The organism is Burkholderia anthina, assembly GCF_902498995.1.
Classification (GTDB): Bacteria; Pseudomonadota; Gammaproteobacteria; order Burkholderiales; family Burkholderiaceae; genus Burkholderia; species Burkholderia anthina.
The window spans coordinates 160,750-175,061 of the sequence record NZ_CABVLY010000011.1; the positions used below are offsets into that span (position 1 = coordinate 160,750).

At 66.5% G+C, this 14,312-nt stretch carries 14 protein-coding genes; 10 read left to right on the forward strand and 4 right to left on the reverse strand.

Annotated elements, in window-relative coordinates; genetic code table 11:
• Nucleotides 1–155 precede the first annotated feature (155 nt).
• The 8 genes from BME24068_RS16510 to BME24068_RS16545 all read left to right on the forward strand — a co-directional run bounded on the left by BME24068_RS16510 (nt 156) and on the right by BME24068_RS16545 (nt 7,330).
• Nucleotides 156–635 carry a MarR family winged helix-turn-helix transcriptional regulator gene (locus BME24068_RS16510; protein WP_174926696.1) on the forward strand — a complete coding sequence of 160 codons (480 nt, stop codon included), beginning with the start codon at nt 156–158 and terminating at the stop codon, nt 633–635.
• Complete coding sequence (locus BME24068_RS16515; protein ID WP_174926697.1) at nt 632–2,764, forward strand: FUSC family protein; 2,133 nt, start codon at nt 632–634, stop codon at nt 2,762–2,764. Before BME24068_RS16510 ends, BME24068_RS16515 begins: the two co-directional genes overlap by 4 nt.
• A 34-nt stretch (nt 2,765–2,798) precedes the next feature.
• Entirely contained in the window at nt 2,799–3,017 is a 219-nt protein-coding gene (locus BME24068_RS16520; RefSeq protein ID WP_096508024.1) for a DUF1656 domain-containing protein, read from the forward strand.
• On the forward strand, nt 3,014–3,976 hold the full coding sequence (locus BME24068_RS16525; RefSeq protein WP_174926698.1) for an efflux RND transporter periplasmic adaptor subunit: 963 nt from the start codon (nt 3,014–3,016) through the stop codon (nt 3,974–3,976). Before BME24068_RS16520 ends, BME24068_RS16525 begins: the two co-directional genes overlap by 4 nt.
• The gene (locus BME24068_RS16530) at nt 3,973–5,475 is read left to right on the forward strand and encodes an efflux transporter outer membrane subunit (RefSeq protein ID WP_174926699.1); all 1,503 of its coding nucleotides are present in this window, start codon (nt 3,973–3,975) and stop codon (nt 5,473–5,475) included. The genes BME24068_RS16525 and BME24068_RS16530 overlap by 4 nt, the downstream gene beginning before the upstream one ends.
• Nucleotides 5,476–5,745: 270 nt before the next feature.
• Nucleotides 5,746–6,171, forward strand: a complete 426-nt coding sequence (locus BME24068_RS16535) for a TOBE domain-containing protein (protein WP_174926700.1) — start codon at nt 5,746–5,748, stop codon at nt 6,169–6,171.
• Between the two features lie 86 nt (nt 6,172–6,257).
• The gene (locus BME24068_RS16540; protein ID WP_174926701.1) at nt 6,258–6,848 is read left to right on the forward strand and encodes a nitrogen fixation protein NifQ; all 591 of its coding nucleotides are present in this window, start codon (nt 6,258–6,260) and stop codon (nt 6,846–6,848) included.
• 116 nt (nt 6,849–6,964) lie between these two features.
• A complete protein-coding gene (locus BME24068_RS16545; protein ID WP_096508019.1) occupies nt 6,965–7,330 on the forward strand; it encodes a bleomycin resistance protein in 366 nt (121 codons plus the stop codon).
• A gap of 116 nt (nt 7,331–7,446) precedes the next feature.
• On the opposite strand, the gene BME24068_RS16550 is transcribed toward BME24068_RS16545, so the two are convergent.
• Complete coding sequence (locus BME24068_RS16550) at nt 7,447–8,508, reverse strand: DMT family transporter (protein WP_174926702.1); 1,062 nt, start codon at nt 8,506–8,508, stop codon at nt 7,447–7,449.
• 659 nt (nt 8,509–9,167) lie between these two features.
• A complete protein-coding gene (locus tag BME24068_RS16555; RefSeq protein ID WP_174926730.1) occupies nt 9,168–9,830 on the reverse strand; it encodes a ProQ/FinO family protein in 663 nt (220 codons plus the stop codon).
• Between the two features lie 680 nt (nt 9,831–10,510).
• Here BME24068_RS16555 and BME24068_RS16560 point away from each other — a divergent pair.
• Nucleotides 10,511–11,095, forward strand: coding sequence for a DUF2889 domain-containing protein (locus tag BME24068_RS16560; protein ID WP_174926703.1), 585 nt, complete (start codon nt 10,511–10,513; stop codon nt 11,093–11,095).
• 133 nt (nt 11,096–11,228) lie between these two features.
• Here the strand turns inward: BME24068_RS16560 and BME24068_RS16565 are convergent, their stop codons facing one another.
• Both BME24068_RS16565 and BME24068_RS16570 read right to left on the reverse strand, forming a co-directional pair.
• Entirely contained in the window at nt 11,229–11,720 is a 492-nt protein-coding gene (locus BME24068_RS16565) for a flavodoxin family protein (protein WP_096508015.1), read from the reverse strand.
• A 166-nt stretch (nt 11,721–11,886) separates the two neighbouring features.
• Nucleotides 11,887–12,522 carry a TetR/AcrR family transcriptional regulator gene (locus BME24068_RS16570; RefSeq protein WP_096508014.1) on the reverse strand — a complete coding sequence of 212 codons (636 nt, stop codon included), beginning with the start codon at nt 12,520–12,522 and terminating at the stop codon, nt 11,887–11,889.
• An 83-nt stretch (nt 12,523–12,605) separates the two neighbouring features.
• On the opposite strand from BME24068_RS16570, the gene BME24068_RS16575 reads away from it, so the two are divergent.
• Nucleotides 12,606–13,730 carry an MBL fold metallo-hydrolase gene (locus tag BME24068_RS16575; RefSeq protein WP_174926704.1) on the forward strand — a complete coding sequence of 375 codons (1,125 nt, stop codon included), beginning with the start codon at nt 12,606–12,608 and terminating at the stop codon, nt 13,728–13,730.
• Nucleotides 13,731–14,312 lie beyond the last annotated feature (582 nt).

Consider the following 14,312-nt stretch of genomic DNA (forward strand, 5'->3'; position numbering starts at 1 on the left):
ACAAGAGGCGGCCGCCCCCACCTTACAGCTTGACCATCCCCGGCGCCCCGCCTAAATTGCTCGTTGCAGGTCGGCATACCGGCATACCGCATGACATCCGGGTGACAAAAAACGATAGTTTGCTATCGAATAATTTTGCCCCTATCATCTCGCCCATGACCAATCTGCACGACCTCCGCCTCGCCGTCAGCAGCCTGCTCGTGCTCACTGCCCGCAAGTGGCGCCGCACGAGCGACGACGTGCTGACCGCCTACAACGTGTCCGAAGCCTGCGCGACGCCGCTGCTGATCGCCGGCCGCCTCGGTGAAGGCGTGCGCCAGGGCACGCTCGCCGAACACGTCGGCATCGAGGGGCCGTCGCTCGTGCGCCTGCTCGACCAGCTGTGCGCAGCCGGTCTCGCGCGCCGCGACGAGGATCCGCACGATCGCCGCGCGAAAACGATCTCGCTCACCGCCGCCGGCCGCGCGGTCACCGCCCGGATGGAAGAAGACCTGCGCGTGCTGCGCGCCCAGGTGCTCAAGGGCATTACGCGCGCCGATCTCGAAGCGACGCTGCGCGTGCTCGACGCATTCAACGCGGCCGATGTGCACCATCCGGCGTCGCGCCCGCCCCACACCGCCGATTCCGCGTCATGACCTATCCGAGCCTTCGCGACTGGCTGTTCTCGGGCAAGACGTTCGCCGCGTCGATGCTGGCGCTGTACCTCGGCCTGTATTTCCAGCTGCCGCGCCCGTACTGGGCGATGGCGAGCGTCTATATCGTGTCGAACCCGTTCGTCGGCGCGACGCGTTCGAAGGCGCTGTATCGCGCGCTCGGCACCGCGCTCGGCGCGGCCGCCGCGATTCTGTTCGTGCCGCCGTTCGTCGAGACGCCGCTCCTGTTCAGCATCATCGTCGCGACGTGGTGCGGCACGCTGCTCTACCTCGCGATCTCCGACCGCACCGCGCGCAGCTACGTGTTCATGCTCGCCGGCTATACGATGCCGCTCGTCGCACTGCCGACCGTGACCGATCCGTCGACGATCTTCGACGTCGCGATCGCGCGGACCGAGGAAATCGTGCTCGGCATCGTGTGCGCGAGCGTGGTCGGCAGCGCCGTGTTCCCGAACCGGCTCGCGCCGGCGCTGATCGAGCGCACCGACGCGTGGTTCCGGGACGCCGCGTTCTACGGCCGCGAGACGCTGTCCGGGCATCTCGCCGGCAAGGCGCTGTCCGCGTGCCGGCAACGCCTCGCCGCCACCATCACGGGCCTCGAATTCCTGCTGAGCCAGCTCAGCTACGACCACGCGCACCCGCGCGTGCTGGCCCGCGCGCAGGCGCTCGCGGGCCGGATGCAGCTGTTCCTGCCGCTGATGTCGTCGCTCGCCGATCCGCTGATCGCGCTGATGCGCGACCTGCACGTGCGCCCCGCCGCGCTCGACGCGCTGCTCGCCGACGCCGCGAAGTGGTTCGACGCGCCGCTGCCGGCCGTCACCGGCGGTGCCGACGGCGAGATGACCGACGATCCGGTCGCGGACAACCTGCGCGCGCGCATCGCGTCGCTGCAGCCGCCCGACACCGCGCTGACGAGCTGGGACGGCGCGCTGCTGTCGAACGCGCTGTGGCGGCTGCGCCAGGTCATCGACATCTGGCAGGACTGCCGCTCGCTGCGCGCGCTGATCGCGAACGAGTCGGGCATCTGGCAGCCGCGCTACCGGCACTGGCGGCTCGGCGGCACCGAGCGCTTCTTCGATCGCGGAATGATGCTGTTCTCGACGCTGACCGTGGTCGGCGCGATCGTGTTCGCGTGCTGGCTGTGGATCGAGTCCGGCTGGCACGACGGCGCGGGCGCCGTCACGCTCGTGGCCGTCGCCTGCAGCTTCTTCGCCGCGCTCGACGAGCCTGCGCCGCTGGTGTTCAAGTTCTTCCTCGCCACCGCCGCGAGCGTCGTGTTTGCGGGCCTGTACCTGTTCGCCGTGCTGCCGCACGTGCACGACTTCCCGATGCTGGTGCTGATGTTCGCGGGGCCGTTCATCCTGATCGGCACATTGCTGCCGCGCCCGCAGTTCAACATGGTGACGATGCTCGTCGCGGTGAACACGGCCACCTTCATCAGCATCCAGGGCGCATACGAAGCCGACTTCTTCGTGTTCCTGAACAGCAACCTCGCGGGTGTCGCCGGGCTGTTGTTCGCGTATGTCTGGACGCGTGCGACGCGGCCGTTCGGCGCGGAACTCGCGGTGCGGCGCCTGCTGCGCTCGGGCTGGGAGGACGTCGCGCGTTCCGCGTCGACGCAGCCGCTCGACGACCAGCGCAACCATGCGTCGCGGATGCTCGATCGCGTCACGCAACTGCTGCCGCGCCTGGGCGCCTCCGACGATCACCGCCACCCGTCGATCGAAAGCTTCCGCGACCTGCGCATCGCGCTGAACGCGCTCGACCTGCGCCGCACACGCCGCAAGCTGTCGGGCGACGTGCCCGATGCGATCGACCGCGTGCTGGCCGGCGTGACCGATCACTACACCCGCTGCGCGGCCGCGAACGCGCGCCAGCCCGCGCCGCCGGCACTGCTCGCGTCGATCGACGACGCGCTGCAGCGCGTGGCCGGCCGCAACCTGCCGGGCACCGCAACGCCGGACGACGGCGCGACGCCACTTCCGGCCGCACCGGCAACGCATCGCTGGCTGCGTGACACGTTGCACGCGCTCGTCGGCCTGCGCCTGTCGCTGTATCCGGCCGCGTCCGCGCAGCCGCCGCACGCATCGCCGGACGGAGCCCGCGCATGACCCCGCTTTCCAACCTGTCTTTCCGACCGCGACCATGATCGGCGAAATCGACATCTTCGGCGTATTCGTGCCGGCTCCGCTCGTGCTGATGCTGATCGCCTACCTGATCAACATCGTCGTGCGCGCGGTGCTCGAGCGCGTCGGCTTTTACCGCCTCGTCTGGCACCGTTCGATCTTCGACCTCGGCATCTACGTCTTCGTGTTTGCCGCAGTCGTGATCGTGTCTCACCATCTCGTGGCTACTTCATCGTGAAAAAAACCTGGCTCTCGGCAGGGCAGATCCTGCTCACCCTGATCGTCGTCGTCGTGGCGGCCCTCGTGCTGTGGCGAATCATCAACTACTACATGTTCTCGCCGTGGACCCGCGACGGGCACGTGCGCGCCGACGTGATCCAGGTCGCGCCCGACGTGTCCGGGCTCATCACCGCCGTGCAGGTCGTGGACAACCAGGAAGTCCGGCGCGGCCAGGTGCTGTTCGTGATCGACCAGGCGCGCTACACGCTCGCGGAGCGGCTCGCCGAAGCGACGCTCGCGCAACGCACCGCGACGCTCGCGCAGGCCAAACGCGAATACGCGCGCAACCTGCAGCTCGGCAACCTCGTGGCAAGCGAGCAGGTCGAGGAAAGCCGCACGCGTGTCGAGCAGGACGAAGCCGCCGTCGCCGATGCGCAGGTATCGCTCGACACCGCGAAGCTGAACCTGCGGCGCACGACGATCGTGAGCCCCGTCGACGGCTACCTGAACGACCGCGCGCCGCGCGTCGGCGAATACGTGCCGGCCGGCCGCGCGGTACTGTCGGTCGTCGACCGCAATTCGTTCCGCGTCGATGGCTACTTCGAGGAAACCAAGCTGCGCGGCATCCATATCGGCCAGCCCGTCGACATCGTCGTGATGGGCGAACCGCATCCGTTGCGCGGCCACGTGCAGAGCATCGTCGCCGCGATCGAGGATCGCGACCGCACGCAGGGCGCGAACCTGCTGCCGAACGTGAACCCCGCATTCAGCTGGGTGCGGCTCGCGCAGCGCGTGCCGGTGCGGGTCGCGCTCGACGAGGTGCCCGACGACTTCCGGATGATTGCCGGCCGCACCGCGACCGTCGCGATGCGCACCGACACGCGCCGCGACGATCACGCGAAGCCGGCCGCCGGCGCTTCGACCGCCGCGGCGGCGGCGGCGCCCGCGCCCGCAAGCGCAGCGGGGGCCTCGCAATGAAGCGACACGGCCTGCGCCTCGCGGCGGCGCTCGCGCCGCTCGCGCTCGCACTCGGCGCGTGCAAATCCGTCGGCCCCGACTACTCGCTGCCGCAGCAGGCGTATGTGAACGCGCCGCTCGCGAATCATGCGCTCGACGACGCGAACGGCACGCTCGTGTCGCGCGACGCGGTGCCCGGCAACTGGTGGCAGCTGTATGACGACCCCGTCCTCGACGATCTCGTGCGCAGCGCGCTGAAATCGAACACCGACCTGCGCGTCGCCGCGGCCAACCTCGCGCGCTCGCGTGCGGCGCTGGAAGTCGCGAACCAGCAGGGCGGCTTCTCCGGCAGCGCGGAAGCCGCCGTGCAGCGCGCGCAGGAATCGGCCGAGCAATATCTGCTCGAAAACAAGCTGCCGGTCGTGAACGAAGGCACGGTCGGCATCAGCGTGTCGTACGAGCTCGACCTGTTCGGCAAGCTGCGACGCGGCGTCGAGGCCGCGCGCGCGGACAGCGACGCCGTCAAGGCCGCCGCCGACCTGGCGCGCATCACGGTCGTCGCCGATGTCGTGCGCGCGTACGTCGAATCGTGCTCCGCCGGCGACGAGCTCGCGATCGCGAAGCAGTCGCTCGCGCTGCAGCAGCAGCGCGTGACGCTGTCGCGGCGGCTGCGCGATGCCGGGCGCGGCAACCAGACCGACGTGACGCGCGGCGTCACGCAGGTGCGCACGCTGGCCGCCGACATTCCGCGTTTCGAAGGCCGTCGCAAGATCGCGCAATACCAGCTCGCCGCGCTGCTCGCGCGTTCGCCCGCCGATCTGCCGAAGGCGGTCGGCGAATGCGAGCGCCTGCCGAAGCTGCGCCAGCCGATTCCGATCGGCGACGGCGCCGCACTGCTGCGCCGCCGCCCCGATGTCCGCGAAGCGGAGCGCCAGCTCGCCGCCGCGACCGCGCGCATCGGCGTCGCGACCGCCGCGCTGTACCCATCGATCAGCATCGGCGCGTCGGCCGGGTCGGTCGGTATCGCCGGCGATCTCTTCTCGTCGACCACCAACCGCTGGTCGTTCGGACCGCTGATCAGCTGGTCGTTCCCGGTCAACGGCCAGCGTGCCCGCGTGCAGGAAGCCGAAGCCGCGACGGGCGGTGCGCTCGCGCATTTCGACGGCGTCGTACTGAACGCACTGCGCGAAACGCAGTCGAGCCTCGCGACTTACGCGGCCGACGTGCAGCGTACCGACGCACTGCGCACGGCATACGAATCGGCGCGCAGTTCCGCCGACGAAACGCACCGGCTCTATACGGCCGGCCGCGAATCGTTCATCTCCGATCTCGATGCGACGCGCACGCTGACCAGCGTGCACGCGCAGGTCGCCGCGGCCGAAGGGCAGGTCGCCGCGGACCAGGTGCGGTTGTTCCTCGCGCTCGGCGGCGGGTGGGAAGGCGATGCGGCGACCGCTGCCGCGCCGCAGACGCCGGCGACGGCGGATGCACCGGGCGCCGCATCCGCCAGCGCCGAGTGATCGTCCGGCGCGGCGCCTGAAACCGCGTCTATACCCACTCGAGCCAGCAGCCAGGTTGCCGTCCGCGCACGCAGCGCGCTGACTACCCGTCCCGCAGTGCAGCACCGCATGCGGGCGGTTGGCCGCCGCCCCGCACGACCGTTCGCGATCTCGCATGTCCGGTATGTCCACGCCGGCGTCGCGCTTCTCAGCCGTTGCCGGTACACTCGTCCGCAGTTTCCGTCATTCGCCCGCCGCCCGCCGGGCGGCCCATTTCCCCGGAGAGTCATCATGCGAACCAGCGCCCGCAATCAATTCGTCGGCCAGATCGGCGCCGTCAAGCCCGGTGCCGTCAACGACGAAATCACGCTGCGCACCCAGGACGGCCTCGACATCGTCGCCGTGATCACGCACGGCAGCGCCGCGTCGCTCGGCCTCGCGGCCGGCACGAAGGCGTTCGCGCTCGTGAAGGCGTCGTCGGTCATCGTGATGGTCGACGTCGACAGCAGCAAGGTATCGGCCCGCAACTGCGTCGCGGGCACCGTGTCGTCGGTCGCGAAAGGCGCGGTCAATTCGGAAGTCGTGATCAAGGCGGCAGGCGGTACCGAAATCGTCGCGATCGTCACCAACGACAGCGTCGAGCGTCTCGGCCTCGCGAGCGGCAGCGCCGCGTCCGCGATCTTCAAGGCGTCGAGCGTGATCGTCGGCGTCGAGTAAGTGTCCGACCCGGTGGCAATGACGCTGCGTCGCTCGCCGCGTCTTCGCGCGGGCTACCGCGCTCGTCGAACGTGCGGGCGCGCACGATGACGTCCGCGCTCGACCACGCGCATGAACGCGTATTGCAATCGCTGCTCGCCGGGGCGGCCGACGCCGACTCCCCGGACGCGCATCTGTTTGGCGCACTCGTTGCGGCACGCGCGTGCCGCAACGAACTGGCGCTACTCGGCCTGTCTCCCGCTCGGTTGAGCGGCCTGCTTGCCCGCCAGTTTCCGCACCTGCCTCCCGCCGATGCGTCGGCGCTCGTGTCGATCGACACCGTCGCGCCGCTGCCGCCCTCACATGCGCAATTCGTCGCGACGCTGCACACGCTGCTGATGCGCGACGCGCATCCTGCCGTCGCGCACGACGATGCCGACTGCGTCGCCGCAATCATCGCGCATGCGTGCCTGCGCCCCGACCACCTGTGGCGCGATCTCGGCCTCGACGGACGCGGCGCGGTATCCGCGATGCTCGACCGCTATTTTCCCGCGCTCGCCGCGCGCAACGTCGCGAATCTCCGGTGGAAGAAATTCCTCGCCCTGGAAGTGGCCGTATCGCTCGGCCTGCCGCCGGGGCCAGCCCCCGGATGTCCGGGCTGCGAGGATTTCGGGTTCTGTTTTCCTCGCGGAAGATAATCATGCGGGCGGCCTGCACGGCTTGCCTGTCCGTATCGTTTGACCGACCATGCGCACCCGTCCGCATCCTTTCCCGTCGATGCATCCGATCGCAACACCCCACCGGAGAAACCGTCTTGGCCGACCTCGCAAGCCCTAACCTGCCGTCACGCGATTTCGAAACGACGTCGCTGTTTTACGCGAAGCTCGGTTTCGCCGAAACCTGGCGCGACGACGGCTGGATGATCCTGAAGCGCGACGGGCTACTGCTGGAGTTCTTCCCGCACCCCGGTCTCGATCCTGCCACGAGCTGGTTCAGCTGCTGCTTCCGGCTCGCCGACGTCGGCGCGTTTTTCGACGAGGTGCTCGCTGCCGGCATTCCGGAGCAAGCGACCGGCTGGCCGCGTGCGCATCGGCCGAAACGCGAAGCATGGGGCGGTACCGTCGGTGCGCTGATCGATCCGGACGGTTCGCTGATTCGGCTGATCCAGACCAACGACTGAAACGGCTGAAGCCGGCTGCCGATCACCCGCCGCACACAAGGTTCGACGTCCCCATAAACGGTTACTTTGCGATGCATGCCGCACGCGGCAGGCGCCGTTCTTCGTTCGCCGCGCGATCAGTGTCGATGGCGGTGATGAATGTCCGGGAAATGCGCGTGACTGTGCGTGATCGGCAGATGCACATGCGGATGCGTGTGCGGTTCGTCGCCGTCGTACGGAAAGTCGTGCGCGTGCTGATGATGTTCGTCGTGCCGATGCCGATGCGTGTGCTCGAGCCGTTCGTGCGCATGCGCGTGTTCGTGCCGTTCGCGCACATGCAGCCAGATACCCAGCGCCATCAACGCCGCCGCGATCCAGAACGTGGCCGACGGCAGCGCCGGCCAGATCAGCAGCGACAGCACGACGCCGAACAGCGGCGCGACGGAAAAATACGCGCCCGTTCGTGCACTGCCCAGATGACGCAGCGCGACGACGAACAACACGAGGCTGATCCCGTAGCCGCCGAAACCGGTCAGCATCGCGGCGGCCGTGGCCGGAACAGCAGGGAGCGCCGCGCCGGTCGCGAGCGCGATGCCGATATTCACCGGCCCGGCGATCAGGCCTTTCGCGCACGCGATGACCATCGCATCGTTCGCGGCGACCTTGCGGGTCAGGTTGTTGTCGATCGCCCAGCACAGACACGCGCCGGCGATCAACAGCGCGCCGATCGGCACGTTCGCGCGCCCCGGCACCCACGACAGCAGCGTGCCGCCCGCGACGATCGCCACCATGCCGAGAAACACCTGGAAATCCACGTTCTCGCGAAACACGACCCACGCGATGACGGCCGTCAGCACGCCTTCGAGATTGAGCAGCAGCGCACTCGTCGCGGCCGGCGTGCTCGACAGCCCGAGCATCAACAGCGCCGGGCCCGCCACGCCGCCGGCCGCGATCGCGCCGGCCAGCCACGGCAGGTCGGTCCGTTGCAGCGGCGCGGCAGCGTCGGCCGGCGTGCGGCGACTGCGCAGTCCGCGCAGCAGGATTCCGATACCCAGGCCGATCCCGCTGCCGAGATAGAACAGGCCGGCGACCATGAACGGCGACATCGCGCCGATCAATGCCTTGGCGAGCGGCGTCGCAGCGCCGAACAGCGCGGCGGCAACGAGCGCGACGAGAATCGCTGAGTGTCTGGGATTCATGATGCGGGCGTTGTGTCCGTGTAGGGAATCGGTGGGCTTCGCGTGACGCCGCAGCACATCCGGCTTGCCGAATACTTTCGATTGCGCGGAACCCGAGGTAAACCATGCAGGCTTTCACGTTCCTGTCGTGTCGGGCGTTCTCGGCAATGAGCGTCGGCACGCGAGATTATCGCGGTTGCTTCGCGGCTCGCCAACCGACTGGAGAACGGCGGCAACAATGTGCTAGTCCGTCTCGTCTCGTCGGTTCTGCAACGAAGTCGGCGTTTCGTGCCCGACATGCATAGACAAGTGCGAATCCGGCGCCTCCTTCGCGATGGGTCAAAGGAATCTATAGCCCGCTCATCATTATTTTAGGAAAACGAATCATTTAGGTGAAACGTCCATGAATTCGTCATACCCGGCGCTCGCAATCGATATCCGGTCTCGCTACTCGCGCGATAGGGACGACACAGTACGCAACCGACGTCCGTTCACGCGCTTTCGTCGTGCGGTCGTTGGCGGTTCAGTGGCGGAGGGGGAATGACCGGCGAACGGGCAGTGCTGCCGGCGAAGACAGCGCCGACCTGCCCGGGTAAGGGCAGATCGGTCCGTCCTGTGATTCGCTGCATGGCGGGGCATGCAGGTCGTCGCCGCGCAATCGCACGGCGACGCATCGCGCGTTACTCGCTCGCGGTGGCTTGCTGCTCGGCCTGCGGGGCTGCGTCGGCCGGTGCCTCGGTGTTGGCAGGTTGCGGCGCGGCGGCATCGGCCTGTACTTCGGCCTGCGGCTGCTGCGGTGCACCCTTCGCCGGTTGCCCGGCGCCCTTGCCCGGACGGCGCGACTTCAGGCGGCGCGCGCGCGCTGCGTCGTCGCGCGTCACGCGTCCTGCTTCGGTACCCTGCAGATCGACGCGCACCGCGTCTTCGACGAGGCACGACCAGTAGCGGTTGCCGCGGCACCACGTGGACATCGCATCGCGCAGTTCGGCTTCGTTCAGACCGACGGCCTGCGCCTCGCGGGCGAGGTCTTCCCAGATGCCGACCTTCAGCGGCACTTTCGGGGCCGGATTCTTCGGGAATGCGCGCGGGAACCGGCGCTGCAGTTTGCCGATCGCGACGATGACCGGATCGACCGGCGTCGACGGTTTCGCCGAAGCAGGCTTCGCGCCGGCCGCCGCTTTGGCGCCGGCACCGGCGCCCGATTTGGCCCCACGAGCCGGCCGGTCGCCGGACTTCGGCTTCGCGCCGGCGTCCGTCTGCGTAGCCGGACGCTTCGCGTTGCGCTCCTGCTTGGCCTTTGCTGCGAGCTGCGCCCGCAATTCGGCAAGTTGTTCAAAACCCATAAATTCAATCCACCAGGAATATAAGGTGTGGTTCGTGCAGCCATTCCGCACATCGGCGCTTCGCCGCATTGCCTGCGGCCCGTCTGCCGCCGACGCGGAACATACGCTGCGGGGCCGCATCGCACCCACCGCTGTTTCAGGCACCCGGCCACGATGCCGGAGAAGGCAGGAGTGGAAGTATACCGGTACGCGCGGCAGTCGGTTGACTCACCGGTTCGCATTCGACGGATTCCGGCAGCGGACAACGTGTCCACACGGTCGTGGTGCGCATTATGGCGGCGTTTTCGTGCGCGATCGATACACGCGTTACGTAGTGTCGTTTTCAGTGAGACCGGGCTTCGATATTCGGGCCGCGCCATACATACGTTATTCCACACTACGGGATGCGAGCGTCGGTACAGGGAACGAAGACGTTCGCGGCTGCGGACCTGCGCTATCCGGGGAGGCCGGATTTCACGGTGCGATGAATGCAACGCACCAGTGTGCACAGTGCTCGTTACCGGCATCCTATTGGTTGCGTCCGCACCGATCTTCGATCGTACGACCGTGCCGGAAAGTGCGTAGTATGGCCGGATCGACGTTGGCGGCTGCCTGTCGCGGAGGGTCGCGATGGCGCCGCCGGCCGACGACATCGCTATCGAATGCAAAGAGGCCCCGGTCGTACGAAGCGGAGCGAATACATGGATTCCCGACACGACATTCCCCACGACGGCATGACCCGCGAAGAAATTCACCATCGACAGATCGACATGCGCGGCTATCGGCGCAGCGACGGCCTGTTCGAAGTAACGGCCTGTCTCGCCGACCGCAAGACAAGCGACTTCACGCCGCCGGGCGGCACGCGCACCGTCGTGGCGCTGGCCCCGATTCACGATCTCGGCGTCACGCTGGTTTTCGACGTCGACATGATCGTGCGCGCGGTATCCACGTTCATCAGGTCGCATCCGTATGCGCAATGTCCGGGGGGCGGCGACTCGCTGCAGGCGCTCGTCGGATTGCGTATCGGCGCCGGCTGGAACAGCGAGATCCGCAAACGTCTGCCGTCTTGCGACACCTGTACGCATCTAAAGGAAATTCTCGGTCCGGTTGCCACGACGGCCTATCAAACGATGGTCGGTGTACGGACGTCCCCGCTCAATGACCGCGACAGCGAAGGAAAACCGCTGAAGATCGACAGTTGTTATGCGTATGGCGCGTCGCGTGACCTCGTGAAAAACCTGTGGCCTGAATATCATCAGCCAATGGTGTCGGTCAAAGAGGACTGACGCGTCGGTCGTGCGCACTGCAGCAGGGTGCGGGATGGGTATCGCCGCGGGATTTGCGCGTCGGAGGTATCGGCTCCCCGGCGCGCGCTTGCGACGGCAGTGACGCCACTTCGGCGGGTTCGATCGCTGTCGATCAGAACACGCCGAGCGCCAGCCCTGCGGCAAGACCCGCACCGATTTCGGCGCAGCGCGCGAGATCCTCGCTGCCGATCGTCTTGGGGGAGAGGATGCGCTCGGGCGTCTGCGCATGGGTGCAGACGATCAGGCCCGGCGCCACATTCCTGAGCCGCCATCCGGTCGCGATCCGGTCAATCTGGCGCAGTGCGTTCTGTCCGTCGCTGCCCGCGCAAATCATCGCTGCATACGGGCGGCCATTCACGCGATCGAGCGCGGCGTAGTAGCAGCGATCGAAGAAATCCTTCATCAATCCGGACATCGCAGCCAGATTTTCCGGTGTCGCGAACAGGTACGCGTCGGCGGCCAGCACATCGTCCGCGCTCGTCGCGTCCGCACGCTGCAACTTCACTTCCACGCCGGATTGCTCGCGCGCGGCGCTCGCTGCCGCTTCGGCCATCTGTTGCGTACCGCCAGTCATCGTGTGGTAGACGATCAACAGCGTCTTCATGTGGGTTCACTCGCGTTCTGCTGCATAGGCACCGGTCGGGTTCGGGACGGGTTACGTCGACATGCGCGGTCCGGTTCCGTATTCATCATGCGTTCGTCAGTTACGGACTACCGCATCTTCGAGGCTGCCGATAAAACACGCATTGGGTCGATCGACGCACGGCCAGTCACGCAGCGTCGGCGTCCTGGCACGCGTAGTACGCAAGAAACATGTCGGCCGCGGATTCGGCAAGCCTCTGCTGCTCCTGCATGCCAAGCGGTGGCTGGCCCATCGTGACTTGCGGCCAGAACGCGAAAGCTTTCACGATGCCTTGCAGCTGATGAGCCGCAAATACGGGATCCGTGACCGACAGGCGGCCGGCCGCCGCCGCCGCGCGAATCCAGACCGTCAGGTCTTCTTCGCGTTCGCCGAGGCGTTCGACCATATCGCGCGCACGCTCCGGAGAATGAATGGCCGCGCCGATCGCGACGCGTGCGAGCGCAAGAAACGCTTCGTCGTTCAACAGGCGCAATTTGCGGTCCAGCAGGGCGAGCAGCTGCTCGCGCAGCGGGACGTCCGGACAATAGGCAGGTGGGCTGGCCGTCCGGGTCGCATCCCATAGCTGATGGAGAATCGCGGCGAACAGGGTTTCCTTGCTCGGGAAATGGTTGTAGACGGTGCGTTTCGACACGTCCGCGCGCGCAGCGATGCGATCCATGCTGGTTGCGTCGTAGCCCGCCGCGAGGAATTCCTCGATCGCCGCGTCGATGATCGCCGCGCGTTTTCGATCGGTCAGGCGCGAAGGAGAAGTACTCGTATCCATACAAAAATTTTACACCGCCGAGTTTACTTTTCCCAGGGATAAACTACACTGCTCGGTGTACTTTTCTTTCCGGACGAATCGACATGGCTTCGCCTCTCGTTTTCCTTCATCGCGTTCTGGGTTTCGCTGCCGCCAGGCGTGGCCGCGCGTTGTCCAGTGGGTCGCCGCAACATACCGGCGAACGCTTCAGCAACGTCGCTCCGCGGCCGACTGAAGGTTTCGGCAAGACGCTCGGGATCGCATGGAACATGCTGGTCAACAAACCGCGCAACACCACGCCGACCGGCGCTCTGCCTATCGATTCACTGACTCGGGAACAACTCGACGCTGCTCCCGACCGGAGCCTGTACCGGCTTGGGCACTCGACGCTGCTGCTGAAGCTTCGTGGCGAGTTCTGGTTGACCGATCCGGTGTTTGCCGAGCGCGCATCGCCATTTCGGCACCTCGGCCCCAAGCGCTTTCATGCCCCTCCGATTGCACTCGAGGATCTTCCTCCGTTGCGCGGCGTGATTCTCTCGCACGATCACTACGATCACCTCGACCGCGACACGGTGCTGGCGCTCGCGGCCACCACCGACGTGTTCGTCACGACGCTGGGTGTCGGCGATCGCCTGATCGACTGGGGTATCGACGCGAAAAAGGTACGCCAGCTCGACTGGTGGCAAAGCATCGACGTAGACGGGCTGATGCTGACCGCGACACCGGCGCAGCATTTCTCCGGGCGGAGCCTGTTCGATGGCAACAGCACGCTATGGGCGTCGTGGGTCATCGTCGATGACGACCTGCGTGTGTTCTTCAGTGGCGACACCGGGTATTTCGATGGCTTCCGGGCCATCGGCGAACGCCTGGGGCCATTCGATGTGACGCTGATCGAAACCGGCGCGTACGACGCGCAATGGCCGTACGTGCACATGCAGCCGGAAGAAACCGTGCAGGCACACATCGATCTGCGCGGCCGTACGCTGATACCGATTCACAACGGCACGTTCGATCTCGCGATGCACCGGTGGCAAGAACCGTTCGAGCGGGTCACCGCATTGGCCATGGTGCGAGGCGCAGGATTGTCGACGCCCAGGATCGGCGAGCGGCTCGATTTGAACGAACCGCATCGCGGCGAACAGTGGTGGCGTACGGTTGATGAACAAGTAGAGAAGCCAGCAGCGAAATTGCGTCGATGGCAGCTGTGCACAACGCAGGTGACGAAGTAGGTTTGCCCGCCGCCGCGCTTCCGCTCTGGAGAAGCGCGGCGGAAATGTGCGCTCCGTCACGGAGTGACGCAAGGTAGCGGGCACGTCGTCAACGGCAATCGGCTCGACGGAAAAGTGCTTCAGCCGCCCACTGGAAATTCAGCCTACGGGCGACGGGCGGTCAATGCAGGCCCGGCGTCGCGCGCCCCCATAGCTGCCGCTGACCAAGCACTTCAAAATCGATCCCGCGCCCATCGGCCCTATCTCCCTCCCCTTCGAAAAGCGGCCCGGCCATAGAAAATCGGTCGGTGACGCGACTCGTCGATCCAATATCGGATCAAGGTATTTCGATCGCACCAAGGGCAGTAATTTCACAATCCTGCTGCGGTGAAGAACGACGTTGTCACGTGACAACTCAACATGAACGAGTCCACATGAGCGCGCCGTGGATTCACGCCAGGCATGTCGCGAGCACTCAGCCAAGCAGACGGCTCGCAGGCAATCGCACAGATACGTACCAAACACTACGAAACACATTTCAGACAACACATCTGCGTCTGAATTACCTTTGCCAGAAGCCAATTTTTCGCACCATCTTCATAC

Excerpts from the sequence above, each read along its gene's own strand:
- BME24068_RS16540 (WP_174926701.1), top strand. The coding sequence starts at position 6,258 with ATGACGTCCGCGCTCGACCACGCGCATGAACGCGTATTGCAATCGCTG.
- BME24068_RS16575 (WP_174926704.1), top strand. The coding sequence starts at position 12,606 with ATGGCTTCGCCTCTCGTTTTCCTTCATCGCGTTCTGGGTTTCGCTGCC.
- BME24068_RS16555 (WP_174926730.1), bottom strand. The coding sequence starts at position 9,830 with ATGGGTTTTGAACAACTTGCCGAATTGCGGGCGCAGCTCGCAGCAAAG.
- BME24068_RS16550 (WP_174926702.1), bottom strand. The coding sequence starts at position 8,508 with ATGAATCCCAGACACTCAGCGATTCTCGTCGCGCTCGTTGCCGCCGCG.
- BME24068_RS16560 (WP_174926703.1), top strand. The coding sequence starts at position 10,511 with ATGGATTCCCGACACGACATTCCCCACGACGGCATGACCCGCGAAGAA.
- BME24068_RS16510 (WP_174926696.1), top strand. The coding sequence starts at position 156 with ATGACCAATCTGCACGACCTCCGCCTCGCCGTCAGCAGCCTGCTCGTG.
- BME24068_RS16520 (WP_096508024.1), top strand. The coding sequence starts at position 2,799 with ATGATCGGCGAAATCGACATCTTCGGCGTATTCGTGCCGGCTCCGCTC.
- BME24068_RS16515 (WP_174926697.1), top strand. The coding sequence starts at position 632 with ATGACCTATCCGAGCCTTCGCGACTGGCTGTTCTCGGGCAAGACGTTC.
- BME24068_RS16570 (WP_096508014.1), bottom strand. The coding sequence starts at position 12,522 with ATGGATACGAGTACTTCTCCTTCGCGCCTGACCGATCGAAAACGCGCG.
- BME24068_RS16530 (WP_174926699.1), top strand. The coding sequence starts at position 3,973 with ATGAAGCGACACGGCCTGCGCCTCGCGGCGGCGCTCGCGCCGCTCGCG.
- BME24068_RS16535 (WP_174926700.1), top strand. The coding sequence starts at position 5,746 with ATGCGAACCAGCGCCCGCAATCAATTCGTCGGCCAGATCGGCGCCGTC.
- BME24068_RS16565 (WP_096508015.1), bottom strand. The coding sequence starts at position 11,720 with ATGAAGACGCTGTTGATCGTCTACCACACGATGACTGGCGGTACGCAA.